Annotated in this window: 24 protein-coding genes; 10 read left to right on the top strand and 14 right to left on the bottom strand. The window is 53.4% G+C overall.

Features of this window, described 5'->3' with window-relative positions:
• Positions 1 to 93: 93 nt before the first annotated feature.
• From YERSI8AC_RS15250 to YERSI8AC_RS15235, 4 genes are read left to right on the top strand one after another with little or no spacing between them, the layout of a single operon-like run.
• Positions 94 to 621, top strand: coding sequence for a 2,4'-dihydroxyacetophenone dioxygenase family protein (locus YERSI8AC_RS15250; RefSeq protein WP_022522783.1), 528 nt, complete (start codon positions 94 to 96; stop codon positions 619 to 621).
• Between the two features lie 8 nt (positions 622 to 629).
• A complete protein-coding gene (locus YERSI8AC_RS15245) occupies positions 630 to 1,448 on the top strand; it encodes an SDR family NAD(P)-dependent oxidoreductase (RefSeq protein WP_027958417.1) in 819 nt (272 codons plus the stop codon).
• Positions 1,448 to 2,452 carry an alcohol dehydrogenase catalytic domain-containing protein gene (locus YERSI8AC_RS15240; protein WP_022522785.1) on the top strand — a complete coding sequence of 335 codons (1,005 nt, stop codon included), beginning with the start codon at positions 1,448 to 1,450 and terminating at the stop codon, positions 2,450 to 2,452. The genes YERSI8AC_RS15245 and YERSI8AC_RS15240 overlap by 1 nt, the downstream gene beginning before the upstream one ends.
• On the top strand, positions 2,445 to 3,734 hold the full coding sequence (locus tag YERSI8AC_RS15235) for an MFS transporter (protein WP_022522786.1): 1,290 nt from the start codon (positions 2,445 to 2,447) through the stop codon (positions 3,732 to 3,734). The genes YERSI8AC_RS15240 and YERSI8AC_RS15235 overlap by 8 nt, the downstream gene beginning before the upstream one ends.
• Before the next feature lie 211 nt (positions 3,735 to 3,945).
• Here YERSI8AC_RS15235 and YERSI8AC_RS15230 read toward each other — a convergent pair whose 3' ends face one another.
• From YERSI8AC_RS15230 to YERSI8AC_RS15215, 4 genes are all read right to left on the bottom strand, one after another.
• Positions 3,946 to 4,257, bottom strand: a complete 312-nt coding sequence (locus tag YERSI8AC_RS15230; RefSeq protein ID WP_022522787.1) for a YqjK family protein — start codon at positions 4,255 to 4,257, stop codon at positions 3,946 to 3,948.
• Entirely contained in the window at positions 4,232 to 4,636 is a 405-nt protein-coding gene (locus tag YERSI8AC_RS15225) for a phage holin family protein (protein WP_022522788.1), read from the bottom strand. The genes YERSI8AC_RS15230 and YERSI8AC_RS15225 overlap by 26 nt, the downstream gene beginning before the upstream one ends.
• A complete protein-coding gene (locus YERSI8AC_RS15220; protein ID WP_022522789.1) occupies positions 4,636 to 4,968 on the bottom strand; it encodes a DUF883 family protein in 333 nt (110 codons plus the stop codon). The genes YERSI8AC_RS15225 and YERSI8AC_RS15220 overlap by 1 nt, the downstream gene beginning before the upstream one ends.
• 109 nt (positions 4,969 to 5,077) lie before the next feature.
• Positions 5,078 to 6,109 (bottom strand): phospholipase A, encoded by a 1,032-nt coding sequence (locus tag YERSI8AC_RS15215; RefSeq protein WP_022522790.1) that lies wholly within the window; start codon positions 6,107 to 6,109, stop codon positions 5,078 to 5,080.
• 215 nt (positions 6,110 to 6,324) lie between these two features.
• Between YERSI8AC_RS15215 and mscK the strand changes: the two genes are divergently transcribed.
• A complete protein-coding gene (mscK, locus tag YERSI8AC_RS15210; RefSeq protein ID WP_022522791.1) occupies positions 6,325 to 9,639 on the top strand; it encodes a mechanosensitive channel MscK in 3,315 nt (1,104 codons plus the stop codon).
• Between the two features lie 20 nt (positions 9,640 to 9,659).
• Here mscK and YERSI8AC_RS15205 read toward each other — a convergent pair whose 3' ends face one another.
• Genes YERSI8AC_RS15205 through YERSI8AC_RS15195 form a run of 3 tightly spaced genes read right to left on the bottom strand, consistent with a single transcriptional unit; the run spans position 9,660 to position 13,775 of the window.
• A complete protein-coding gene (locus YERSI8AC_RS15205; protein ID WP_022522792.1) occupies positions 9,660 to 10,418 on the bottom strand; it encodes a TlyA family RNA methyltransferase in 759 nt (252 codons plus the stop codon).
• Between the two features lie 30 nt (positions 10,419 to 10,448).
• On the bottom strand, positions 10,449 to 12,521 hold the full coding sequence (locus YERSI8AC_RS15200; RefSeq protein WP_022522793.1) for a hypothetical protein: 2,073 nt from the start codon (positions 12,519 to 12,521) through the stop codon (positions 10,449 to 10,451).
• 30 nt (positions 12,522 to 12,551) lie between these two features.
• Positions 12,552 to 13,775, bottom strand: a complete 1,224-nt coding sequence (locus YERSI8AC_RS15195; RefSeq protein ID WP_009287975.1) for an ATP-grasp domain-containing protein — start codon at positions 13,773 to 13,775, stop codon at positions 12,552 to 12,554.
• A gap of 208 nt (positions 13,776 to 13,983) precedes the next feature.
• On the opposite strand from YERSI8AC_RS15195, the gene YERSI8AC_RS15190 reads away from it, so the two are divergent.
• From YERSI8AC_RS15190 to YERSI8AC_RS15180, 3 genes are all read left to right on the top strand, one after another.
• Positions 13,984 to 14,313 carry a DUF1820 family protein gene (locus tag YERSI8AC_RS15190; protein ID WP_022522794.1) on the top strand — a complete coding sequence of 110 codons (330 nt, stop codon included), beginning with the start codon at positions 13,984 to 13,986 and terminating at the stop codon, positions 14,311 to 14,313.
• An 88-nt stretch (positions 14,314 to 14,401) separates the two neighbouring features.
• Entirely contained in the window at positions 14,402 to 15,037 is a 636-nt protein-coding gene (locus YERSI8AC_RS15185; RefSeq protein ID WP_009287976.1) for a TIGR04211 family SH3 domain-containing protein, read from the top strand.
• A 54-nt stretch (positions 15,038 to 15,091) separates the two neighbouring features.
• The gene (locus YERSI8AC_RS15180; RefSeq protein ID WP_159177013.1) at positions 15,092 to 15,724 is read left to right on the top strand and encodes a thiopurine S-methyltransferase; all 633 of its coding nucleotides are present in this window, start codon (positions 15,092 to 15,094) and stop codon (positions 15,722 to 15,724) included.
• Positions 15,725 to 15,773: 49 nt separating this feature from the next.
• On the opposite strand, the gene YERSI8AC_RS15175 is transcribed toward YERSI8AC_RS15180, so the two are convergent.
• Together YERSI8AC_RS15175 and YERSI8AC_RS15170 are read right to left on the bottom strand one after the other, a co-directional pair.
• Positions 15,774 to 16,367 (bottom strand): YajG family lipoprotein, encoded by a 594-nt coding sequence (locus tag YERSI8AC_RS15175; RefSeq protein ID WP_159177012.1) that lies wholly within the window; start codon positions 16,365 to 16,367, stop codon positions 15,774 to 15,776.
• A 293-nt stretch (positions 16,368 to 16,660) separates the two neighbouring features.
• Entirely contained in the window at positions 16,661 to 17,563 is a 903-nt protein-coding gene (locus YERSI8AC_RS15170; RefSeq protein ID WP_159177011.1) for a DMT family transporter, read from the bottom strand.
• A gap of 87 nt (positions 17,564 to 17,650) precedes the next feature.
• Here YERSI8AC_RS15170 and YERSI8AC_RS15165 point away from each other — a divergent pair, with 87 nt between their 5' ends.
• Positions 17,651 to 18,463, top strand: a complete 813-nt coding sequence (locus YERSI8AC_RS15165; RefSeq protein WP_236557306.1) for an alpha-ketoglutarate-dependent dioxygenase AlkB family protein — start codon at positions 17,651 to 17,653, stop codon at positions 18,461 to 18,463.
• 62 nt (positions 18,464 to 18,525) lie between these two features.
• On the opposite strand, the gene YERSI8AC_RS15160 is transcribed toward YERSI8AC_RS15165, so the two are convergent.
• From YERSI8AC_RS15160 to cysP, 4 genes are read right to left on the bottom strand one after another with little or no spacing between them, the layout of a single operon-like run.
• Positions 18,526 to 19,620: a sulfate/molybdate ABC transporter ATP-binding protein gene (locus YERSI8AC_RS15160; protein WP_159177010.1), complete on the bottom strand. Its 1,095-nt coding sequence runs from the start codon at positions 19,618 to 19,620 to the stop codon at positions 18,526 to 18,528.
• Positions 19,617 to 20,444, bottom strand: a complete 828-nt coding sequence (gene cysW / locus YERSI8AC_RS15155) for a sulfate ABC transporter permease subunit CysW (protein WP_022522802.1) — start codon at positions 20,442 to 20,444, stop codon at positions 19,617 to 19,619. Before cysW ends, YERSI8AC_RS15160 begins: the two co-directional genes overlap by 4 nt.
• Complete coding sequence (gene cysT, locus YERSI8AC_RS15150) at positions 20,444 to 21,298, bottom strand: sulfate ABC transporter permease subunit CysT (protein WP_022522803.1); 855 nt, start codon at positions 21,296 to 21,298, stop codon at positions 20,444 to 20,446. Before cysT ends, cysW begins: the two co-directional genes overlap by 1 nt.
• A 26-nt stretch (positions 21,299 to 21,324) precedes the next feature.
• Positions 21,325 to 22,335 carry a thiosulfate ABC transporter substrate-binding protein CysP gene (gene cysP / locus YERSI8AC_RS15145; RefSeq protein WP_022522804.1) on the bottom strand — a complete coding sequence of 337 codons (1,011 nt, stop codon included), beginning with the start codon at positions 22,333 to 22,335 and terminating at the stop codon, positions 21,325 to 21,327.
• Between the two features lie 252 nt (positions 22,336 to 22,587).
• Here cysP and rpe point away from each other — a divergent pair, with 252 nt between their 5' ends.
• Positions 22,588 to 23,280 (top strand): ribulose-phosphate 3-epimerase, encoded by a 693-nt coding sequence (gene rpe, locus YERSI8AC_RS15140; RefSeq protein WP_022522805.1) that lies wholly within the window; start codon positions 22,588 to 22,590, stop codon positions 23,278 to 23,280.
• Between the two features lie 21 nt (positions 23,281 to 23,301).
• On the opposite strand, the gene YERSI8AC_RS15135 is transcribed toward rpe, so the two are convergent.
• Positions 23,302 to 24,600: an NAD(P)/FAD-dependent oxidoreductase gene (locus tag YERSI8AC_RS15135; protein WP_022522806.1), complete on the bottom strand. Its 1,299-nt coding sequence runs from the start codon at positions 24,598 to 24,600 to the stop codon at positions 23,302 to 23,304.
• Positions 24,601 to 24,665: the final 65 nt, after the last annotated feature.

The raw sequence follows: 24,665 nt of genomic DNA, 5'->3' as shown, positions 1-24,665 counted from the left end.
TTATACTAAGGTCTAGGTTTTGAGTAGTTGGCATAGCAATTGCTGAATAGTTCTCTGTAATACATCGTTTCCATAAATAAAGTGAGAACAATAATGGCTAATGCACCCGCTAGTAATGCTTATCGTATCGTAGAAGTTCCTGAACCAATGAAGGCAATGCAAGACCGATTTGGGCGTGAGGGAAGCTATGTAGGGCTCTCTGAGGTAGAAAGCCCATGGGTTCCTTTTGGTGATAATGCAGCTATACGGCATCTGGCCTTTGATGTAAGAAATAATGTTTATTGCAATATTTTATGGATTAAAAGCCCTGGTGTGATTGGTACCCATAAGCACCGAGGAATGGTATGGGCTGTAGGAATGGAGGGATCTTTCCGATATTTGGAATACGACTGGGTTTGCGGGCCTGGAGAGTTTATAACGGAAATGCCCGGACAGGCTCACACGTTAGTGACCGACGATGCTAATGGAATGAAAGCTCTATTTTGGATGCAGGGAGCTAACGAGTTCTTCGATGAGAAGGGGGAGTGGGCAGAAACGCTGGATGTTTTCTGGTTCATCAATCACTACGTCACTTACTGTGAAGAACACAATATCCCCATCAATGAGCAGTTATTTCTATGAGGTGGGGTATGCGTGTATTAGAGCAATTCAGCGTAGAAGGGCGTTCAGCCCTGATCACGGGGGGAGCCTCAGGTTTAGGACTTGCCTATGCCGAAGCGTTGGCAGAAAACGGCGCTAACGTGACACTAGCGGATATAAACATCGACGCAGCCGAATGTGAGGCACAAAGGCTCCGTGACGAAGGCTGCAAGGTTCATGCTGTCCAGCTAGATGTCGCTGATCGAATGCAGACCAGTCGAGCCTTCGAAGAACATGTCCGCCAGTTTGGCAACTTGGATATTGTTTTTGCTAATGCGGGGATCGATCCTGGGGCAGGGTTTTGGAACCCTTCAGGAGGGCGAAATAGAGATGGTCAGATTGACGTTTTAGATCCAGCCCGCTGGGATAGAACAATTTCTATTAATCTGACGGGGGTCTTTAATACTCTGCGAGTGGCAGCTAAATACATGAAGCCACGGCGTCGAGGATCAATTGTTGTCACGTCCTCCAATGCTGCCTTTATTACAGAGCCTGTGGTCGGGCTTGCTTACATGCCTGCAAAAGCGGGAGTGTCCCATTTAGTACGTCAAGTTGCCTTAGAGTTGGCAGAGTTCCGGATCCGGGTCAACACTATCGCGCCCGGCGGTTTCGTAACCAACATTGGTGGTGGCTGGTTGAAAGACGAAGCAGTTCGCCAGGCCTGGAACGCCAAGGTACCTCTAGGGGAAATCGCTGATCCTGAACAGATCAAGGCACTGGCGCTATACCTAGCCTCTGACGCCTCTTCCTATATGACCGGTGCTCAATTGGTTATTGACGGAGGCACTTCTCTTGGGAGGGTGGGCTGATGCGTGCTGCCGTCTTTCAGGGGTTACACCAGCCTTTAGATGTTTGCGAACTTCCAGACCCTACACCAGGAGACGATGAGGTTGTCATCCAGGTGAAACGATGTGGAATTTGTGGCTCCGATCTCCATATGACTGAGGATCCCATTTTCGGCATTTGTCCTGGCGATGTGCTGGGTCACGAATATGCAGGCGAGATAGTCGCTTTAGGTCGAAAAGTCAGTGATGTATCTATAGGAGATCTTGTATCCGTTATACCTTTCCGAAGTTGCGGTTATTGCGCTGCATGCCGTTCTGGGAATCCTGCTTGGTGTCTAGATATGGCGTTGGAGGGAGGGGGATATGGTGAATATGCCGTCACCGCTGCGCGCCAGTGCGTACCTCTTCCTCTCAATGCAAGCATGGACGACGGTGCAATTGTAGAGCCTTTAGCCGTTGCTCTCCATGGTCTCCAGCTATCCGGCATGAAACCTGGTGACCGTGTCCTCATCCTTGGTGCTGGGCCTATCGGGTTAGCTGTCGCTTTTTGGGCGCGCCGCTTTGGCGCTCAGACGGTTGTCATACAGGATATTACCCGATACCAAGAACAACGTGCCTATGACATGGGGGCGACCGGTTTTGTTTGTGATCCATATCAACCCATTAAAGCTGCAGAGCGGTCACTTGGAGGTTCAGCAGACATAGTATTCGAGTGTGCGGGCGTTCCTGGTCTCATTGCGCAAGCCATTGAGCAGGTTCGCACGCACGGTACGATTCTGCTTCTTGGTTTATGCACTAAGCCTGACAGCTTTATACCCTTTAGTGCTTTATCAAAGGAAATACGCCTTCAAACTGCCGTTTTCTTCTCACGACGTGAATACGAAAGTGCGTTGGATATTCTCGATTCTGGCGTTGTAGAGCCTCGCCATTTAATCACCGAGACCGTGCCACTTAACAATGTGCCAACCGCATTTGAAGCGTTAAAAAAGCGCACCCATCAATGCAAGGTGTTAATAAGCCATGACTAACAATAATACAGCTACCCTGCCTAACACGCCCAATAACACTCGTTATCAAATCCTTTTAGTTACTCTATTGAGCCTTAACTTTGGCATTGTATTTTTTGACAGGAATGCACTTAACTTCCTGATGCCATTTGTTCAGCCAGAGTTGGCCTTGACAAACCTACAGATAGGCCTAACAGCCTCTGCGTTATCAGTCACCTGGGCAATATCTGGTTTAATATTTGGTGCAATGTCTGATCGAAGTGGCCGAAGAAAGATATTTTTGATCATGGCGACGATTGTGTTCTCTCTCTGCTCTTTTTTATCAGGTCTTGCCACCTCATTCTTATTGCTTCTCGGTGCTAGATTGCTTATGGGTGTTGCAGAAGGCCCTATCCTGCCTATATCGCAATCAGTAACGGCAATAGAAGTTACTCCTGAAAGGCGGGGCATTGCTATGGGGGTCATGCAGAACTTCGGGTCAAATTTATTGGGTTCTTTTGCTGCGCCGGTTGTCCTTGTGGCTGTTGCTTCTGCTTTTGGCTGGCGAGAGGCGTTTTTCCTTGCAGGGCTTCCAGGTCTTCTAGCCGCTGGACTCCTCTGGTGGTTAATGCGTGAACCGACAGCATCTTCAGTACCTATCGCAACGGGTGTGAATCAGTCCTGTCAGCGCCCAAGTCTCAAAGAGGTCTTCGCTCATCGAAATATGCTGCTATGTTCGCTTATTGCGGTGTTATTGATTGGATACTTAGTAACTTGCTGGTCTTTCATGCCAATTTACCTAACCAGTGTACGTGGTTATTCTGCTGAAACCATGGGGTGGCTGATGGGAACTTTAGGCATCTCGGCAGCGGTCGGAAGCTTCGTCGTCAGCGGTATCTCTGACAAAATTGGTCGTAAGCCAGTAATGGTAATTACCCCATTTATGGGGCTCATCCTCACCTTAAGCGCCATGTATTTTGATGGCTCGGCTATTATTCTGGCAGTGTTGTTTTTCTTTGGTTGGGCATTGAACGGCATCTTTCCGCTTTTTATGGCCACCGTTCCCTCTGAAACCGTCGATTCGCGCCATATTGCAACAGCCCTGGGTTTTGTAATGGGTATTGGTGAGATATTGGGAGGTGGGGTTCTACCGGCGCTAGCAGGCGCTGCGGCAGATAGTGTTGGCCAATCCGCACCGTTGTGGTTAATGAGCGCTATTTGTGTGATTGCTGGAGTCCTGGCTTTGGGGCTCAAAGAGACCGCACCAGCAGTTCTGGTTAAGCGTGCTCAGGCGCCTGATGTTTCGGCATCTTTCAGCAGTTAGTCGCTAAATACCGATAATCACACAAGAAGCTCAGCTTTCGGGCCAAATGTGTCGGGTATAAAGCGAATAGCGAGCTATTTAACGAAAGTGATCAAATTAAGTTGGCCGACAGGCCAGAATTTTTCACTGAGTGGCCGCCTTAAACGATGTTTGGCTAATCTCCGCTCGCTGGCTTCTAAGGTACAGTCAGCGAGCCGCACAGCCGTCCAAATTAACTAGCCACTTTGGCTAATAATTTAAGTTTTTTGAGTAGCATATAGCCCGCAAGGACTTTTCTGCCTGCCGCCATTGCTCCACCTGGGTGGCGCATCAGCTTGAATGCAGCAAAGCCGCCAATGGCGTAAAGCGGCAGCTTGAAGCTTTGCCAGTTTCTATCCAGTGGTGAGGCGGCTTGCTGTAAAAATTCGCTATCGACCAAAATATCCACGCGCTGCTGCTCTAGCTCGGCTAACAAAAGCGCTTTGCGTTCAGCGCGGCTGAGCGGTTTGGTTGGTGGCTTAGCGGTGTCTGCGGATGGTTTCATCACTTGGCTCCTCAAGCAGTGCTCGATCAGCAGCAAGCTGTTTGAGTGTTTCTTTTAACAGAGAGTGTTGCTTGGACTGGCGAATCGCAATAACCGCGAGTAGCAAACTGGCGCCGATCAGCACACCTGCACTGATGGCAATGGCGGTTAAGCGATAGGTATCCCAGAATATAACCACTACCAGTGCCGTCAAAGTGGCAATACCCAACAAGAGCAGCAGTAAGCTAGCTCCTGCCAGAAGAAGTAGAACCAGTAAGCGAGCACGCTCCTCTTCTAACTCAAACACCGCCAAACGCAGGCGGGTTTCGCTATTCGCAATCAGCGATTTCAGCAAGCGTTTGGCGGCAGAGAAGACGCGTTGGGTGGGGCCCAAAGCCATTAGCGACGACCGAGCAGCATACCCACAACCATACCTACTGCGGCACCAATGCCAATACTTGTCCAGGGGTTTTCATGGACGTAGCGATCACACGCATCGGCCTGATGAGTCAGCGAGTCGCGGGTTTCGTCATAAATACGCTCGCCACGAGCTTCAAGACGTGCACGAGTGTCTTTCAAACGACGTTCGGCGCGAGTACGTAGATCGTTCATCTCTCCGCTGGCATCTTTAGCGGTCGCATTGACCAGCTCTTCAACGGTTTCACTCAAGTGGCGCAGATCATCTTTGAGTTGATCGGCTTGAGTAGAGTAGGTGGGTTGACGTTTAGCCATGGAGTCTTCCTTTGACGAGTGAATGATTGGGCTACTAACTATTAGTTACTGTATTTTTGCTGCTGACTACAAGCATAGCAGTCAGCTAGTAACAGACAAGCAAATGCGTCTATCGGTTCAGCCCTGTCGCACTAAATAAGGGATTTAAACTAAACCCAAGGCTCAAGCGGTGCACGCGATGATCATAATCGATCATGCTTTCACCATATCCGTAGTAGTACTGTACATGCGCTCGCAAGCTGTTGAAAGCGGGCCAGCTGTAATCAATCTGGGTGCCGATATTGCCAGCGCTGGGATTGCCGCGTAACTGACCGCTCACTTCATGGTTATTATTGAGACGCTTGGCGAGGCGAATATCGCCGTATCCCATGTAGCGTTCGATATCCGGGTTGTCGTCATCCTCTGAGGATTCCGGTACCCGCCAGTGGGGTGCCAGGGTGAACGCCCAGTCGCCGCGCTGGAAGGTGCTTTCAAGGTATACCCGGTTCCAACTGCGCGAGAGAGGATCTGAGCGACCATTAGACTGGTGATTGAGAGATACTCGGTTGCGGGTATTCACCCAGCCAAGCGCTTCCCAGGCATTGTCAAAGTCGATAAACACTTCCGGCTCGTAGTTGGTTTCCCTAAAGGGTGATGAGGCGTCGGTATTATAAGCCTGCCACCAACTGCGCTGGGTGTAGCCAAAGTAGACGTCGCCGTAGTTACCGAATACCTGTTCAGCCAGATTAACCTTGGCACTGAACTGGAATTTTAACTCCACGCGATCTGCGGGGGTGCCGTTAGCCACCGTGCGGAAACTTTCACGATTTTGGTTAGCATTGTAACTAACAGGGAACAGATAGTTGGTGCGGTGGGTGGTGATTGAAAACGGATTCCGGGTTGATTCCTGCTCAAGTTCACGGCGATCGCTTAAATCTTCCCTTGCAGCCTCTTCAGGCAACTGTTCAAACGGTATGTCTAGCGCGGCGTCTTCGGGGTTTTCTATCTGCTGCAACTGTTGATGCAGATCATACAGTTCAGCATTGAGGGCACGGATACGCGCCTCAATCTCTTGCTGAGACTCGGCAACGGCATTCACACTAAACGTAGCAAGGCTCAGCAGAACAATAAGTTTCGTCAACGGCAATTTTCGGGTGACCATCAAGGTGACTCGCAAAATGAAGGAATAAGTAAACGCCAAGCTTGTTTCTATCACGCCGCCTGTGGAAGTCAACACCTCTGATTGCGCTGACCACCAGAACGCCTGACAATAACCTCATTCTCCGTCTCTGCGGAGCATTTGATGTCAGCGAGGCCCTAAGTAACGTGTTGATACGTAACGTGGTGAGATGCGCCTGTAAGTGGAGTATAACCTGTTTGTTCCTGCTGCTTGTCATGAGCAGTGTCGCTATTAATCCAGCCTACGCTGCGCTTCAGACCAATATGCTGGAGCGGGTGCCCGAGCAGGCTGAATTGGCATCAAGGCTTGCTCAGTTAGAAGCCCTTGAAGAACCCTTGACCGCCCAGCAGGCCAACGATAAAGAGGCCCTGGAAGCGGCCCTCGAAGCTTATGAGCGGCTGGCTTCTGTTGACGAGCGTCTTGCCGCGCTAGATACCCGGGTAGAACAAGCCCCTGAAATGTTAGCACGCCTGCAGCGCGAGTTGAGCGAAGCGGAAGAAGCTTCGCAGCAGCTAACGGTTGCCGACTTGAGCGACCGCCCCCTCGACGAGCTGGAAACGTTGCAAACTAATGCCGTGGTCGAGCTGCAGCAGTTGCAAAGCCAATTGGCGGAAGTGAACTCGCAACTGTTAGCCGCTCAAACACTCCCTGAGCGGGCCCAGCAATCCATTGCGGAAACCCTTCAGCGCGCGGAAAGTTTACGCCGACAGCACGATGAGCGCGAGGCTTTGCTGGCGGATCGTCAACTTTCTGCCCTTAGCGATGCGCAACTGATCCAATTACGCCTTGAACGGGCGCTGGCCGAACGCGAAGTAAGCTTTTATCAGCGCGAGCTAAGCGCTAACAGCCGCCTGCGCGAATTAGCTCAGGAGCGGCGCGATGTGCTGATGCTGCAGGTCGATTATCAAGAGCAGCAGCTAACGATGTTACAAGGGGTGATTGATCGGCAGCGTCGGTTGGCCTCTGAACAAGCCATTGCCGACGCTGCCAGGGATAACCCGCTGATCGCCGCGGGACATCCGGTGGTGGTGCAAGCGCAGCAAACCAACCAGACCCTAAGCCTGGAGCTGCTACGGGCAACCGACCGTGCTAATACTGTTGTGCGTGACAATATTGAAGCCCAGCGGCAGTTGGAGAACGTGCGTCAGCTACAGCGTAGCCTTAATGAGCAAATCGAGGCTATTCGCGGCAGTCAACTGCTGTCGCGAATTCTGCGCGAACAGCGCAAGTCGCTGCCTCCGTTGTCTGCGCCCCGGGATTTGCAGGACGAAATTGCCGACCTGCGCTTAAAGCAGTTTGATTTAGTCCGCCAGCGCGATCAGCTACGCCAAAGCGAACAGTATGCTGCTACGCGGCTGTCCGAGGAGGGCATAGAGGCGACGCCGGGACTGATCGATTCCCTTTCGCAGCTTTATCAATCCCGCCGTGAGCTGGTCGAGCAGTTGGAACAGTCTTACGGCAGCTTATTAAGTGCGGCGATTGAGCTTCAGCTCAACCAGCAGCAGCTGGTCACAACGACCAGTGAGCTGCGTAAAACCATTGATGAGCAGCTGTTTTGGGTTGCTAATAGTCGCCCTTTGGATATCAATTGGCTGCGTCAATTGCCCCGCAACCTCCAGCTGGAGTGGCAGGAAGGGGAGTGGCGAGCCATTTTACCCACTCGCTGGAAAGGGCTCTCTTGGGAGGTGCTCAGAGGGGCGCCCCTGATGGTATTAAGCCTGGTATTAATCGGGTCACGACGCCAGATTAAAGCCCGATTGGATAAACTGCACTCGCAGATTGGTCGGTTAAAAAGCGATACCCAGCTGCATACCCCCAAAGCGGTGCTGCTGAATGCGCTGCTAGCGCTCTCCGGCCCGCTGGCCTTGGCGGGGGTTGGGGTTGGGCTCTTGGGGGCAACTGGGCCATTGGCTAATAGCGTTGCCCCTGCGCTGCTTCAGTTGGCGTTAAGTTGGGCGGTGGTCGCCTGGGGCCGCAGGCTATTGGTCGCCGATGGCGTGGCCGAGCGCCACTTTACCTGGTCTGCGCACTACAACGCTCGGTTACGCCAGCTGTTAGGTGGGCTCGGCATTTCCTTGGTGCCTGTCATAGCCATTGCGGCGATGTCTGGAGAGATGGAAACCCCGCTGGCACTGCGTCCCGTTGCGTTGGGGTTGCTGTCGCTTGGGTTGTTGGCGATGAGCTGGTGGCTGGCGCAGTTGATACTGGCGCATATCCCTATTTTTGGCGTGCGCCTGTTTCGCTTGCTGTTGGGGCTTGCGATGGCCTCGGTGCCGCTGATGCTGTTGGGATTGGTAGTTTGGGGCTACGAATACACCGCGTTGCACCTAGTGGGGCGATTCGCGATCACGCTTTACTTGCTGGGGTTATGGGTTGTGGTGGAGGCGACCTTGGTAAGAAGCCTTGCGGTGGCTGCAAGGCGGCTTGCCTATCGCCGTGCTCTGGCGCGCCGTCGTGCTCAGGTGCAGGAAGGGGCGGAAGGTGGTCTCGAAGTCGTGGAAGAGCCGCCGCTGGATATGGAGCAGATCAATAGCCAGTCGCTGCGGCTTTCCAAGTTGATTGTCTTGATCGGCTTCAGTGCGCTGCTTTATTTGGTCTGGTCAGACTTGCTCTCGGTGCTCGGCTATTTGGACAACGTGTCATTGTGGGAGGCGCAAGAAGGGGATCTGGTCGATAACGCTCTATCGATATCCGACGTCTTTGCTGCACTGCTGATTGTCGCTATTACCTTTATCATGGCAGGCAATCTACCCGGCCTGTTAGAAGTGATGGTGCTATCCCGGCTGTCATTGAAACAGGGCAGCGCCTATGCCATTAGCTCGCTGCTCTCCTACACCATTGTGGGTACGGGGGTTGTCATGGGGCTGTCGACCCTGGGCGTTTCCTGGGACAAGCTGCAGTGGCTGGTGGCCGCCTTGAGTGTGGGGTTGGGGTTTGGCTTGCAGGAAATTTTTGCCAACTTTATATCGGGCTTGATCATCCTGTTTGAGCGCCCGATTAGGATTGGCGATACGATTACCCTGGGAAATTTGCACGGCACCGTCAGCCGTATCCGTATCCGTGCGACCACTGTCACCGATTTCGACCGTAAAGAGATTATTATCCCCAATAAAACCTTTGTGACTGACCAACTGATCAACTGGTCATTGTCGGATAATATCACCCGTGTTGTGCTCACCTACGGTGTGGCCCACGGCTCCGATATGGCCAAGGTGCACCAGCTATTACGTAAGGTGGCGGACGAAAACCCCCGCGTGCTAACCGACCCAGAGCCTCAGGTTTTCTGTTTAAGCTATGGACAGCACAGCCTCAATTTTGAACTGCGTATTTTCGTCAATGATCTGCTCGACCGGCTGTTTGCTGCCGATGAAATCAACTGCCGTATAGATGCGCTGTTTCGCGAAGCGGGTATACGCGTGGCGTTTGAGCAGATGGATGTGTGGCTACACCCTGAGCAAGGCGAGGAGGTTAAAGTGCAGTCGGCGAATCAGTTGCCCCCTGCGTCTACGTAATGCACTTTAAGCTCTCTTTTTTAAGGCTCTTTTACTGCATGCAGGAGAAATTCTCGGTTGCCGTCGCCACCGGTGATCGGGCTCTCCTGCCAATGTTGAATGGTAAGTCCGCAGGCGTCGCAACTGCGACGAATGTTGGCCTCCACTTCTGCAAAGCGTTTAGCGTCGCGTACCACGCCACGTTTATCCAGGGCGCCAGGGCTTAGCTCAAACTGCGGTTTCACCAGCGAAATCAACTGACCGCCCGCTGGCAGAAGGGCAGCAATCTCGGGCAGAATCAGCGTTTGCGATATAAACGACACATCCATGATGGCGCTATCAATGGGGAAAGCAGCAAGCGCGCTATTGAGGGCTTCGCTACTACTCATTGAGCGCGCATTTATCCCCTCCAGGCAGGTGACGCGTGGGTCGCTGCGCAACTCAGGTGCAAGCTGTCCGTGGCCAACCTCTACACCAATCACATGGTGGGCGCCAAAGTGCAGCGCACAGTCGCTGAAGCCGCCGGTTGATTGACCAATGTCGAGCACAACAGCGTCATCAAAACGCAGCTCAAGCGCTGTGAGCACCGCCTCTAATTTCAACCCTGCTCGGGACACATAGCGCTCTTCGGGATCGTCCTCTACTTCAAACCGGGTATCGTCGGGCCATTTTTCGGATGCTTTGGTTAACGGCTTACCGTTCTCGGCAAGCCGTATCCGCCCGTGCCGAATAAGCCTTTGGGCGCGGGTACGCGAGTTGGCCAGCCCCTGGATGACCAACAATTGATCGAGTCGCATCATAGTGATTGAAAGTGTCGCTAAGCGTACTTGTTACCCTTCGTCGCGAGGCGTTTCGGGTAGCGGTGAATGGGGGAGGGTTGAGTTGGAGCCTTGATCCGCCTGTAGCTCGGTAGGTGGAAGGCGCGAGGCTCCCCAGCTCCGATGCAGGAAGTGTCTGACATTTTCCACCTCTTCGCTGGTGACGTCGGCGATGTCAACGCGCTCCAGGGGATCATAGTGGTAAATATACAGCCGCGATGCAAAGCGCTCAAAAGGCAGCGAGGCTTCGCCAAAACGTTCACCATTGCCCGATGTACTCACAATGACGCCATCGCCCCAATCCTGCCCGCTATCATTGTTGGGATTATAGAAGTAAATCCGCATAACATCAGAGGGGTCGAGAGAGGCCCGCAAAATAGTAATCGCGTGCCAGCCGATAAAACGCGCCGCGCTATCGGTGACCGCAATGCCCGCTGGCTGAGGGTGAATCAGCGGCTGGTTGCCATTGTAATAAGGGTGATAGTAAGCGAAGAAGTGGCGTATAAAGTCATCAACATCGCTTAGTTGACCTGTGGCAACGTCGACATTGATGCGAAAGCCGCGGCCAGACCACCAGCCGTGAAATTCAGGATTCACCCAGCGGTGAGGGTCACCTTCACGGCCAATGCAGCGCCGGCCCATTTCGGCATAAATTCGATCCAAGTGCGGCACGACAATCAGCGAAACCGGGTCGAGATCGATGGGTAACTGGGTCGCCACACCTGAGAGACTCGCCATTGATGAAATGGCTTGTCCTTCAAAATGCATAATGATTTCGTCATCCCGGGCCGCCCAGGCCACCATCTGCAGCAGGTAATCTGGGTCGTTATAGGCCCACATGGAGAGCGCCCGTGCCGACTGGCAGGTAGGGTTGTTGCCCTGACCAACGCCTAGCGGTAATCCCAGCATGCAGAGCACGCCCTCAATCAAGCGTGCCCGGGGAGAAACAGTGTCGCCATAGGCCATGGAGAGTCGCGACTGTGCCCACTCTGATAGCGGTAGATTAAGCTGACGCCACATTGCCGGTGCTACCGGCGGCTGATAGAGAATGCCGCGTTCAAGCATCAGCGCCAGGCCGTAAACCGCTTGAGCGGTAGCAGGGTAAACGCCGCCACGAATTAGCGCTTGAACAAGCTCGCGGTAGCAGAGCAGGCAGTCGCGGCCGGTAGATGAAAGGCCCAGTGCTTCGGAGAGTAAGTGATCCCCCTCTTCGAGTAGATGACGCAGTAATACGGCGTGATATGGCGATACCAGGCCGGTGTCGTGCATCGCCCGGGCGAAACCGGTGGATTCAGCCTGCAAAGCAGCCTGATCCATACGTTCTAACCGATCACGGTAAACGTCGACCCCAGGGTCTTCACGACAGGCTTGAGTTGGGCCATAAAGCGAACTCACCAGGCGGTCGGCGCCCTGGCCGCTGGCGCCAAGATCAATTTCCGGGTTGGCCTGACACAGCGCAATTTGGGTGATCATCTGTTTGATCGAATCAACCTGAATAGGGCGCTGTTTTAAAATGCGCCAAATCTCATCGATCAGGCGATCAACAATGTGCTCGTAGCCGATGCGCTCGGCTAAATGCTGGAAAAGCTGGCGGGGAATAGTGGCCAGGCGCCCCTGGGTTTCCCGCTCCGCTTCGCTGGGCGGTAAAAACAGTAGCCACAAATTGATCGCCATTACCTGAGTCAGGTAATGGTGAGCATGCTCTGCGGACACCAGTGGATGCTCAAAATTGCCTTTAGCCACAGCTAGGAGCCGAAGCTCGCTTAGCGCCTCAATGACGACAACATTGGCATCCGCGCTTTTCAGCGAGAAGGTTGTCAGAGTCGGCACCAAATATTGGGGTGTTTCCCAATCGGAGCCCAAAAACACACCGGAGTCCTCAAACGCTTGCGCGCGGGTCTCCAGTGCTGCACAACCGCCGTCCTGAAGCAGTACTCGACGCGCAGTGTCCATCACACGCGGCAGCTTGGCGGGTTTTGAGAAGGCGGGCGCCTGGGTAAGCAGGCGAACGGCGTCATCAAATTTGCTCAACAATCCATTGAGCTTGCTATCTTCTTGAGAAGACGTCACTTGATCTGTCTCCACGGTGACTCCTTATCCCAGCGTTAGCGGGGATTATACATAGAAGTCGAGGTCTTCTTGGCGTTTTAGCAGATCGCGAATCGTATGCGCATCCTCGCCTTTGAAGTAGACCAGACCCCAATGGGTACCAAACGCGGTGCGTTTAGTAACGGTTTCTTCTACTGGTGAGGTTAGCTCATGAGACTCGAAGTAGGGGTGATCTTCGGTCTCTTCGGGAATTTCCAAGCGGCTGACCACACGACGGCGGGGGTAAACGCCAAAGCAACCGGCAAAGCCATCGGCATCGACCACTTCTTTCGGAAAGAACGTGGCCACTTCTTCTTTCGTGGTTTTCGGGTCGAACACCAGCATGGAAGCCTGGTAAGCATTGAAGCCGTAAACACGCTCTAGCAGCTCGAATACCTTGAAGCCGGGCGGACGGTAAGCTACTTCGCCAAAGTACATCTCACCATCGCTGGTGACAAAGTATTCCGGATGGATCAAGCCAAACTCAATGTCGAACGCTTTAATTAACTTCTCGATCTGTTGGGTGATCTGTTCGCGGTAAATCTCAAGTTCAGGCGATGCGGGCACAAACACTGAGTAACCCAGCGTCACGTACTCTGAGATGTTCAAGAAAGCGATTTTGCCATCGTGAACCCATGCTTCAACGGCAAATTCCCAGCCATCCAGGTGCGATTCCATCAGTACCGGGAACTCTTCTTCCGGGATGGTATCGACTTCATCTGGGGTACGAATAACGCGATGACCAAGACATCCTGCTTTATCAAACGCTTTAAGGTGAATCGGGTCGTTGGGGTCGCCGTCCAGCTTAAGCAGTGTCTGGTTAACGCGCTTTAGGAAGCGCACGACATCTTCTTTATCGTGGGCTTCTTCAAAGATACCCACGCGGATGCCGCCAAGTTGGGCGCGACGCTTCATCAACGCTTTATCGCGTAGCAGCAACGACTGACCGTAAAGGCGCGGGTTATCCAGTAGCACAGAGTTGATGGCCCCGGCCCACTCAACGGTCTCTTCGTAGAGTGGAATGGCGACATCGACGCCTTTCTCTTTAAGCGTCTCGGCAATTTCCATCGAGCGGTCATTGAGTCGCTCGAAATTCCAAGGCACGTAGGGAATGTCGTGTTTTTGGCAATACTCTTCCGCCCAATCAGGTGCAACGACAATGTAGCGACGGTCAAAATTTTCGGCCGCTTCAATCGCATTGAGGCTCCAGCCTAACAGAGCGATATAGCCCTTATTTGGATCCTTCTGCATGTTGATGACTCCTACTTGGTGAAAAAATATTATTGCTAAACCACGCTAGCTACCATACATGAGAGGCGCATGCCCGGCTAATGAGCGCTTTGTCCGTCGTATTAACGCTAAGCTTGCTAAGGGTTAAGCCTAAAGGCGCGGCGATGGGAATATGGTAAGCTAGGCGGTTCAACTTTTAATGTACGAATGGCAAGAGGATTAGGCCAAGATGGCGGCCAAGCCGATCTACCGTGTGGTGGTCCACCAGCAGGGTGAAATTTGGGATTTATACGTCCGAGAAATCTTTCAAAGCGAACTCTGGGGCTTTATTGAAGTCGAGGAGTTTGTCTTTGACGATGCTTCACGGGTAGTGGTTGACCCTGCAACTGAAAAATTGCAACGAACCTTCGATGGCGTCAAGCGTAGCTACCTACCGTTAAATGCGATTGTGCGCATTGATGAAGTAGAGCGCGAAGGACCATTGAAAGCGGTCAAAACCGATACTCGGGTAGCGGAGTTCCCCCGTCCCTTTCCGTTGCCCCCGCGCGGAGAAGGGTAAGCGTATGAGACAAGCGCACCGCTAAGTTAGGCGATAAGCGCTGTTGGCTTCGTCCGCCTTGCAGCGTTTTTAATCAGGACATGATGTCATGCTAGTAAATAGAACTCGTTATCGAAATTACGCCGCTGCGGCTGGCATTTTACTCAGTGTTACCAGCCTCAATGCCACTGCCCAATCTGCTAACCAAGCCTGGGTGACCGATGAACTGAGCACCTATGTGCGCAGCGGCCCAACTGATGGTTACCGCATTATTGGCACGCTCAACGCAGGCGAGCAGGTAGAGGTGCTGGAAACCAGCGGTGACTACACCCGAGTGCGCAACAGTGATGGCAATGCGGTCTGGGTGTTGAGCAATGAGCTTCAAGAAACACCCAGTGCGGTTGAACAGCTACCTGCGTTAGAAGCCCAGGTAGAGGAACTCACCGCCGAGCTTGAGGGCATCAATGAAACCTGGGAACAGCGTACGGCCTCAATGACTGAGACTCTAGAGTTGCGTGAGAGTCGCATTGCCGAGCTTGAGGCCAGCAACCAAGAGCTGGATGCGCAAGCGGAGCAGTCCCGCCGGCAAGTTAGGGCGCTTCAAGCGCGGCTGGAAACCCAGGAGGAAGACCTGCTGATGCGTTACTTCATGTATGGCGGCGGTGTGGCTGGCGCAGGCTTGTTGGTGGGACTGATTGTGCCGCACCTACCGCGGCGGCGTAAAAAGCGTGACCGCTGGTTTTAACGGCGCGATAAGCCTCCTCTTCGCTAGTGCAATCGACTTCACGGTGGCCAAATAATGAGCGATCAATGGCGCAAGCGCTGGCAAGAAGGGCGTATAGGCTTTCACCTGCAGCAGGCACACCCGGCGTTGCTGCGTCATTGGGCGTCGCTCGGCGTTGCTAAAGGCACCAAGGTATTGGTGCCGCTGTGCGGTAAAAGCCTTGATATGCGCTGGTTGGCAGACGAGGGTTATCCCGTTCTGGGAATTGAGTTTGCCCCGGAAGCCATTGAGCAGTTTTTGGCTCAGCGCAGCACATCGGTATCCCGCTACAGTCAGGCAGATTTTACGATTTCCCGCCAAGGCAGCGTGGAGCTATGGTGCGGGGACTTTTTTCACCTGCATATCCAGCAAGCCGCCGAGATCGGGGCATTTTATGATCGCGCCTCGCTGATAGCGTTGCCACCTGCAACAAGGCAGCGCTATGCGTTTCACCTTGCTCAGTTGGTGCCGCCTGGTGCCAAGGGGTTGCTGATTAGTTTGTCGCATCCTGAGGGCAGTGCTGGGCCGCCTTATAGCGTGCCCAACAGCGAAATCGAAAGCCTGTTCACCCCCAACTTCACGCTGACGTTTCTGGAACAGGGCAGCCCCGATGAGCGTGGCCGAACGGAAAGCGTATGGGCACTTGAACGACGCGGGCCGCGGCTCTAGGAGTAAAGAGGCGCAGCCCGAGTCAGAGGTGTTTCTATAAAGGGTAATCTTAGCGTGCGAGTAAATTGGCCAGTTCTGGATCGCTAAAGGCGCGGTTCATGCCATCGCTAAGTAGGTCGCTAAGCATCCGTGCGTTGCTGTCGGCATCGGGCTTAAGGGCGTAGCCCTGGGTACGGCGCGAGGTGTAGGTGCCCGTATAGGTAGTGCCCTTGTTTTTAGCAATAGCGCGGAAAACGCCTTCAAGACGCGCTTCATCTACCAGTGGCTGGCCGCTGTCGCCACGGGCGTAGTTCAGGCTGGCAAGTTCCAGCGTCAAGCTCGGGCGGCCTTCGGCCTGCTCGGTGGTGGGGCTAAAGCCCATATCGCGTACCGCGCGCTCAGCTTCTTCTTGCAGGCGTGGAATTAACTCGTGGCTACTCACGGTAATGTGCGCCGTCGACATGCCGCCGCCTGCTCGATTGCCAATGATGTCGCTCTCGCGTCCATCCTGGGCAATCACAGTCACCTGCTGGCCTGAGCCAACTTGCGGCACCTGGGCACTGCGTTCCGGGCTGAGTTGTAAGTATTGGGGGCTTGCGCAACCAGCAAGCCATGCACTGGCAAGTAGTACACCCGAAATCCGTAAAAAGTGACGCCGAAGCATGGTCTTCCTCCGCTATGGCTAAAACGCCAGTATAACGCGGGTAGCGCGTTGGCGGTATGTTCTGGCGATGTGGCTTTGCTCAATCACTTCCGATGTCTCACTGTATATTGCCTTTGCACTCCGTTGTGAATGAGAAAGCAGTGAAACAAGCTAGGCTTTGTACGAAAACTGCCTGCGCTCGACAATACCGCGTTAAAAATCGCCTCGAAATGCTCATTTACACCCCGTAAACTCCGCTTTCTCGTTGATTTTTGCCTTGTCTAGTCTTTGCTCGCCGACTTTTCGTACAAACCCTAGCTCGTTAGGCTGTTTTTTTGAGAATCGGGACTCACGATTAGCCAAACGGAAAGTAAAACGATCAAAGAGCCAAGTAAGAATCCGCTGGAAATCGTTTCATCAAGAATTAAAAAGCCCCATAACACCGCGAAGGGTGGCACCAAGAATGTAACGGTGAGTGACCGTAACGGCCCAATGTCGGCAATCAATCTAAAATAAAGGATATAAGCGAGGGAGGTGCATAAAAAGCCGACTGCGAACAGGCTGATCCACACATCACCTTGAAGCCAGTCGATACTGGGGCCAGATGAAATATTCCAAAGCAAAAAAGGGCTGAGAAAAGCGGTAGCGCCTATTTGACTGCCAAACGCAACCAGCGTTGAATCCAGGCCACCCTGTTGGGTTATCCACTTGCGGGTAAGAAAGCCAGCAAAGCCGTAACCAATAGTGGCTATCATGCAGGCAGCCACGCCAATATAGATGTTGCCAACGATACTTGAGTCACCCACAGTGGTGATAACAGTGATGCCAACAATTCCTAGCGTTACGCCCAGCCATTTTTTTATAGTTAAACTCTCGCTAAAGATAAAAAAGCCAATCATGGCACCTGTTAAAGGCGTTGTCGCATTTAGAATCGCTGAATAGCCAGTAGGTAGTAGTGTTGCTGCTATGCTGTACATAAGAAATGGGATGCCTGAATTTATAGCACCCAAAATCAAAATTTTGCCTAGTTTGCCTCTGAACACCAGGCTTTTACGTATGATAACGATGATAAAAGCCAAACCAATGAGGCCAAAAAAGACTCTAAAAAATGCTGTGTTGATTGGGCCTATCGCCGGTGAGGCGATTCTCATAAAAAGGAAGCTTGCTCCCCAGATAGCGGCTAGTGACAGCAGTCGTATATAGTCTATTGCTCTCATTTTATGTCCCTTTTCAAGATTTTCTCTTAGCCTCAAGCCGCTAAATGATGGTTGGCTTTTTTAAGTTTTTTACCTGGAGTGGTCAGGGTGTGTCTTGGTTTTTTGCTCCATGGCAATGCAGTATTGGCTTTTGATAGCATCGAAAAAACCCGTTTCTTGCTCTTGTTACGTGTTTTTAAACCGGAATGTGAAGGCTTATGGTTTGAGGCGCGGGGTTGGCGTCGGGGTTGGCTTCGTGCCACGGGGCGGCTGGCGCCGCTTTCCGCGGCTTCGGGCATTAGAGGGGTGAAAATGGATCTGTTTGAAAACGAGGATATGAAGTTGATTAATCTGCTTCCAAGGGATGGTGAGGCTTACTACCACGGTAAAGTCTTGGATACAGTTACCGCCGATATGTATCTGGATAAGTGCCTAAGCGAATTAACCTGGGAGCATGATCGTGCGTTTATTTACGGCAAAGAGATCGTTACAAAGAGGAAAATAGCCTGGTATGCGGATAAGCCGGTTTCCTATACATACTCAGGATATACAAAGATGGCGTTAGTATGGCCTGATTTTTTACGAGAGATTAAGCAGGTGGTGGAGAGCCACTGCGGGGAGATGTTTAATTCGTGTCTGGGTAATTTTTATAGCTCAGGCGATGAAGGCATGAGCTGGCACAGTGACGCCGAAAAAGACCTTGTTGAGAGTGGATCAATCGGGGCGTTGAGCCTAGGCGGCGCAAGGAAATTCTCGTTTAAGCATAAGCCAACAGGGGATAGCGTGTCGCTTAATTTAGAGCACGGCAGTCTGTTAATTATGAAAGGTACTACACAACAAAACTGGCTACATAGCCTGCCTAAAACCAAGAAAGATGTTGAGCCGCGGGTGAGCCTGACCTTTAGGCAAATGCGTTTTTGAGCTAATGCGATGAAACGTCAACGCTAGCTGCTCCATTTAGGGCAGCTAGCGCTTCCGTAGCGTTATGCCACGCGGCTTTGCTCCGTTGCTTTCGACTCAGCGTTGGGAAAGCGTCGCCAGTGGCGGGGGTGGGCGAATAAGCGTTGCCCGCGGCGAAGCGCCAAGTGCTCAAAGTCAGTATGGCGCACGGTAGCCAGCCAAGGCTGGGCGAGCCAATCCGCCTCTAGCTCCACGCGCACTTCTGCGCCCACCGGCGAGATCGCCGTGATAGTGACCGGTAGGTGGCTCTCAGAGGTGGGTTGCTCGGTTAACCGCACTTCATGGGGGCGTAGCAGCAGCTCTTCATGGCCATCGGGTAGATCCACGTGCCAATAGGCGTCGCCACAGGTGAGTACGCCGTTGGTCACTTTGCCTTCCAGATGGTTTACATCGCCTAAAAACTCAAACACAAAGCGGTTTTTGGGCTCCCGGTAGAGCTCATCGGGAGTATCAATTTGCTCAATACGGCCGTTGCTCATGACTACGACGCGGTCGGAAAGCTCCAGCGCCTCTTCCTGGTCGTGGGTGACAAAGACGCTGGTGAAATTGAACTCGTCATGCAGGTGGCGCAGCCAGCGGCGTAACTCTTGGCGCACTTTGGCATCAAGTGCGCCAAAAGGCTCGTCCAACAGCAGTACTTCCGGTTCCACTGCCAAGGCGCGGGCTAGCGATACTCGCTGCTGCTGGCCGCCGGAAAGCTGAGCAGGGTAGCGGTTGGCGAGGTGCTCCAGCTTGACCATTTCAAGTAGCCTAAACACCCGGGTGCGAATCTCACCGCTGCTGGGGCGGCGTTGACGCGACAACACGGTCAGGCCAAAGGCCACGTTGTCGTAGACGCTCATATGGCGAAACAGCGCGTAGTGCTGGAAAACAAAGCCAATTCGCCGGTCGCGCACATGTACATTGGTCACGTCGCGGTCGCCAAACAAAATCTTGCTGGGTTGTGCGGTGCGGTCGGCATTTTCCAAGCCGGCAATAATCCGCAGCAGCGTCGTTTTGCCCGAGCCCGAAGGGCCAAGCAGGCCGACTAGCTCGCCTTCGTGAATATCCAGGTTGATCGGCTCTAACGCCTGGGTAGTGCCGAAGTGCTTAGCGATGTTATGTAAGTGAATGCTCATGCAAATGCCTCCCGGCGCGCTGCGCGCCATTCCAGCCCGGCCTTGGCGGCGAGCGTCAGTAGGGCAATAAAGGCGAGTAGCGCCGCGCAGGCAAACGCCCCTACGGCATTATAATCCTGATAAAGCTGCTCAAGGTGCAGTGGTAGCGTATTGGTCTTGCCGCGTATAGCGCCGGAAACCACTGAAACAGCCCCAAATTCCCCCACCGCACGGGCGTTGGTAAGGATAACGCCGTACAGCAGTGCCCAGCGGATGTTGGGCAGCGTGACGCGCCGGAAGGTCGTCCATCCGGAAGCACCAAGCGTCACGGCTGCTTCTTCTTCACGGGAGCCTTGGGCCTGCATCAACGGGATCAGTTCCCGGGCCACAAAGGGGCAGGTAACAAAAATAGTCACCATGAGGATGCCCGGCCAAGAAAACATCAGCTGAATATCATGGCCGTCCAGCCAAGTGCCGATCCAGCCGTTGCGGCCATACAGCAGCAGGTAAATCAGACCCGCGACAACGGGAGAGACCGCAAAGGGGATATCGATCAACGTTTGCAAAATGCGCCGCCCAGGAAAGCTGAAGCGCGTGACCAGCCACGCCAGGGCAACGCCAAATACCAGGCACACGGGAATGGTTAGTAGCGCAATCATCAGCGTCAGACCAATCGCGTGCAGGGTGAAGGTGTTACTGACGTTCGACCAGAAAACCATAACGCCCTGGGAGAATGCCTGGGCAAAAATGGCCACCAGCGGCAGCAGTAAAAACAGTGCTGACAGCACCAGAGCGGCACTTATCAGCAGGCGCCGGATAAGCGGCGCATCACCAATTCGACGCATTATCCCTTACCTCCATGCAGACGGCGCACAAAGCGGCCCTGCCAAATATTAATGGCCAGTAGCAGCGCCAGCGAGACAAACAGCACCACTGAAGCAATCGCCGAGGCCCCCGCATAGTCATACTCTTGCAGCTTGACGAAAATCATCAGCGCGGTGATTTCTGTTTCGTAAGGCATATTACCGGCGATAAAAATGATCGCTCCGAACTCGCCTAGCGAACGAACAAACGCCAGCCCAGTGCCGGTCACCAAGGCAGGCCAGATATGCGGCAAGATCACGCGGCGAAAGGCCACGCCGTCGGTAGCACCCAATGACATAGCGGCTTCATCGACTTCCACTGGCATATCTTCCAGCACCGGCTGCACTGTGCGCACTACAAACGGGATGCTGGTAAAGGCCATAGCCAGGGCGATGCCCACCCAGGTGTAAGCGACTTGAAACCCTAGCGGCTCCAGCAATCCACCCATCCAGCCGCTACTGGCATAAAGGGTTGCCAGCGTAATGCCTGCCACTGCGGTGGGTAGCGCGAAGGGGAGATCCATTAAGGCATCGAGTAAGCGCCTGCCAGGGAACTCGTAGCGAACTAACACCCACGCCAGCAATAAGCCAAATATGGCGTTGATAATCGCTGCAACGGCTGCCGCGCCAATGGTGACCATATAGCTGGCAACCACGCGTCCTTCGGTGATGATCGCCCAGTATTGGGCAAAACTAAGCTCCGCTAACTGACCGAACAGGCCCGTAATAGGGAGTAGTAGCACCAGCGAGATAAACAGCACGCTGATACCCATAGAAAGGCCAAAACCCGGCAGCACGCGGGTGCTGCCGGTTCGCCAGGAGGCAAGTTGACTCATAGTTCAGGCTGGCTCATGAGTGAATATTAGCGGCGCTGTAACTGGTCGAGAAGGCCACCACCCTCAAAGTGGGTCTCCATGGCTTCATCCCAGCTACCAAACACTTCATCTACTTCAAGCAGTTCGGTTTCCGGGAACTGGTCGGCGAACTCTTCGACCACGGCTTCGTTATGCACTCGGTAGTTGAAGCCTGCCAGTAGGCGTTGAGTTTCTTCTGTGTAGAGGTACTCAAGATAGTTCTGGGCCAAATCGCTGTTACCGTTGCGCTCTGCGTTTTCACCAACAACGGCAACGGGGAACTCTGCCAGAATGCTAACGGGTGGCACGATGACTTCGTAGTCGTCACTGCCATACTCTTTGCGAATGTTGTTGACTTCAGACTCGAAACTAATCAGTACATCGCCAATTTCACGCTCGATAAAGCTGGTGGTTGCGCCACGACCGCCGGTATCAAACACCGCTACGTTGGCTAAGAAGGTGCGCATGAACTCTTCGATTTGCTCTTCATCGCCATCGAACTCGTTCTCGGCAAAGCCCCAGGCGGCTAAGTAAGTATAACGACCGTTACCCGAGGTTTTCGGGTTGGGGAAGACCATCTGTACATCTTCTTTGACTAAGTCGTCCCAGCTCTCAATTCCTTTAGGGTTGCCTTTACGCACTAGGAAGGCGGTGGTGGAGTAGTAGGGGGAGGCATTGTTCTCAAACGCATCCTGCCAATCTTCGGCCACCAGTCCAGCATCGGCGAGTACCTGCACGTCGGTCACCTGGTTAAAGGTCACCACATCGGCACGTAGGCCCTGAAGGATGGCACGGGCTTGTGCGGAAGAGCCGCCGTGAGACTGGCTAATGGCAATCTCTTCACCGTGTTCTTCCTGCCACCAGGCTTGAAACTCAGGGTTGATCGCAGCAAACAGCTCGCGAGCGATATCGTAAGACGAGTTGAGTAGTTCACGCTCTTGGGCGGCGGCGGTTCCACTTACCGTAACGCCTAACGCAATGGCAATCAGGCTGCGGCGGAAAATTGTTGGCAGTGCCATAGAGAAACTCCTTAAAAACAGTAAGCGCTTAGTATCGCGATATTGGCAAGGTTAAATCTATCAATGTGGAATTACAATCATGCTTTATATTCTATTTAAGAATATGTGTGTGATGAGATGCGCGACGCGTATACGTGGTTCTGTTAAGCGGCTCTGATAAGATAGCAGCTTGGCTTTGCTCTCTTGCCTGCACACTCGCGGGTATATCGAGTGTCTACACTTCGTCTACTGATTGATAAGCAGGAATGGAATATGACCGCTGCGCAGGATTTCTTGATTGCCCCCTCTATTTTATCGGCTGACTTTGCCAGGCTGGGTGAGGAGGTGGATAACGTGCTGGCTGCAGGCGCGGATGTGGTGCACTTCGACGTCATGGATAATCACTATGTGCCCAACCTGACCATCGGGCCCATGGTGTGTAAGGCGCTGCGTAAGCATGGCGTCACGGCGCCCATCGACGTGCACCTAATGGTTAAACCGGTAGACCGCATGATCAGCGACTTTATTGAGGCGGGCGCCAGCTATATCACCTTTCACCCGGAAGCGTCTGAGCACGTTGATCGCTCGCTGCAGTTGATCCGTGATGGTGGCTGCAAAGCCGGCTTGGTATTTAATCCGGCCACGCCGCTCTCCTATCTCGACTATGTGATGGATAAAGTCGATATGGTGCTGCTGATGAGCGTCAACCCAGGTTTTGGTGGGCAATCCTTTATTCCCGGCACGCTGGACAAGCTGCGTGAAGCGCGGGCGCGTATTGATGCGTCAGGACGGCCTATTCGCTTGGAAATCGACGGTGGGGTGAAAGTGGATAACATCGCCGAGATCGCCGCAGCGGGCGCCGATACCTTTGTGGCAGGTTCCGCCATTTTCAGCGCCCACCAAGCCAGCGACCCGCACGGCTATGACACGGTGATCAAGCAGATGCGAGCGGCGCTGGCCAAGTAAAAAGTCAGTGTCGAGTGTCGTTTAGTGCAATTTCATGCGCGGTTTTAAGTAACGATTAAGCTTATCGACCAGCCAGGCCAGCCCCGTCTTCGGCGCCCCATGAATAGAGAGCTGGTGCATGCGGTAGAGCGATGCATAGGCTTGGCGAGCCAGCCAGCCCTCTAAAAACAGGCCGCGGGAGGCGGAGCTGCGCATCAAATTACCTACCGCATCGTAGCGGGCCAGCGATACCAGCGAGCCGTGATCGCGATAGCGGAAATCGGCTAGCGGTTTGCCTTCCAGTTTATTGACCAGGTTTTTGGCGAGCAGCTTAGCCTGCTGGTGAGCAGCCTGGGCGCGAGGAGGCACCGTGCCGCTTTCACCCATCGGGCAACTGGCGCAGTCGCCTAGAGCAAAAATTTCCTCATCATCGACGCTTTGTAGGGTGCTTTTTACTTCAATTTGGTTTTTCTTATTCGTTGTCAGGCCTAGCTCCGCCAAAAACGGCGGCGCTTTGATACCCGCTGCCCACACGTTGATATCGGTTTTGATCACTTCATCGTCACCGGTGATCAACTGATGCGCCTGAGCTTCTTTAACGGCGGTGTCGGTATGGACGGTTACGCCCATGCTCTCAAGCTCTGTTTTGACAGTTTGGCTGACCCGCTCGGAAAGCCCTGGAAGCAAGCGCGGCGCCGCTTCCAGTAGGTGTACGCTGATTTGCTGGTGGTCAACGGACGTCACCCCATAGGCATTGAGCATGCGCGAAGCGTCAAATAATTCGGCCGCAAGCTCTACCCCTGTTGCACCGCCGCCGACGATACCAATGGTTAACTGAGTATGTTGGCGTAGGTTGGGGTCGGTATAGCGCAGAAAGGTGTTGATCATATCGCGCTGGAACGCCTTGGCCTGCTCGGGCGAATCAATAAAGTGGCAGTGCTCCGCCACGCCGGGCGTGCCGAAATCGTTGGAAACGCTGCCTATGGCCATGACCAGATAGTCATAGGCAAGCTCGCGGGCGGGTAGTACCTCTTGCCCATCTTCATCATGAATCGGCGCTAATTGCAGCGTCTGTTGCTCGCGATTAATGCCGGTTAGCGAACCGCGCTGATAACGGTAGAAGTGAGCCGATGAATGCCCGCGAAGATCCACCTCGTCCATGCTGGAGTTCAGTACACCGGTGGCCAGTTCGTGGAGCAGCGGTTTCCATACGTGGGTGGTATTGCGGTCTAGCAGCACAATTTCTGCGCGTTTGCGCTTACCCAAGGTGCGGCCTAATCGTGTGGCAAGGGCTAAGCCGCCAGCACCGGCGCCGACAACCACGATTCTGGGAGTGGGCATATCACTACCTCCTTAACTAAATTAGCCCCAGCATAGAAGGTTCTGATGCGTCTGACTAATGCGAA

It is taken from the genome of Halomonas sp. 113 (assembly GCF_904067645.1).
GTDB classification, from domain to species: Bacteria; Pseudomonadota; Gammaproteobacteria; order Pseudomonadales; family Halomonadaceae; genus Vreelandella; species Vreelandella titanicae.
Note: the sequence above shows the minus strand (reverse complement) of the source record. Positions and strands in the feature narration are given on the sequence as shown.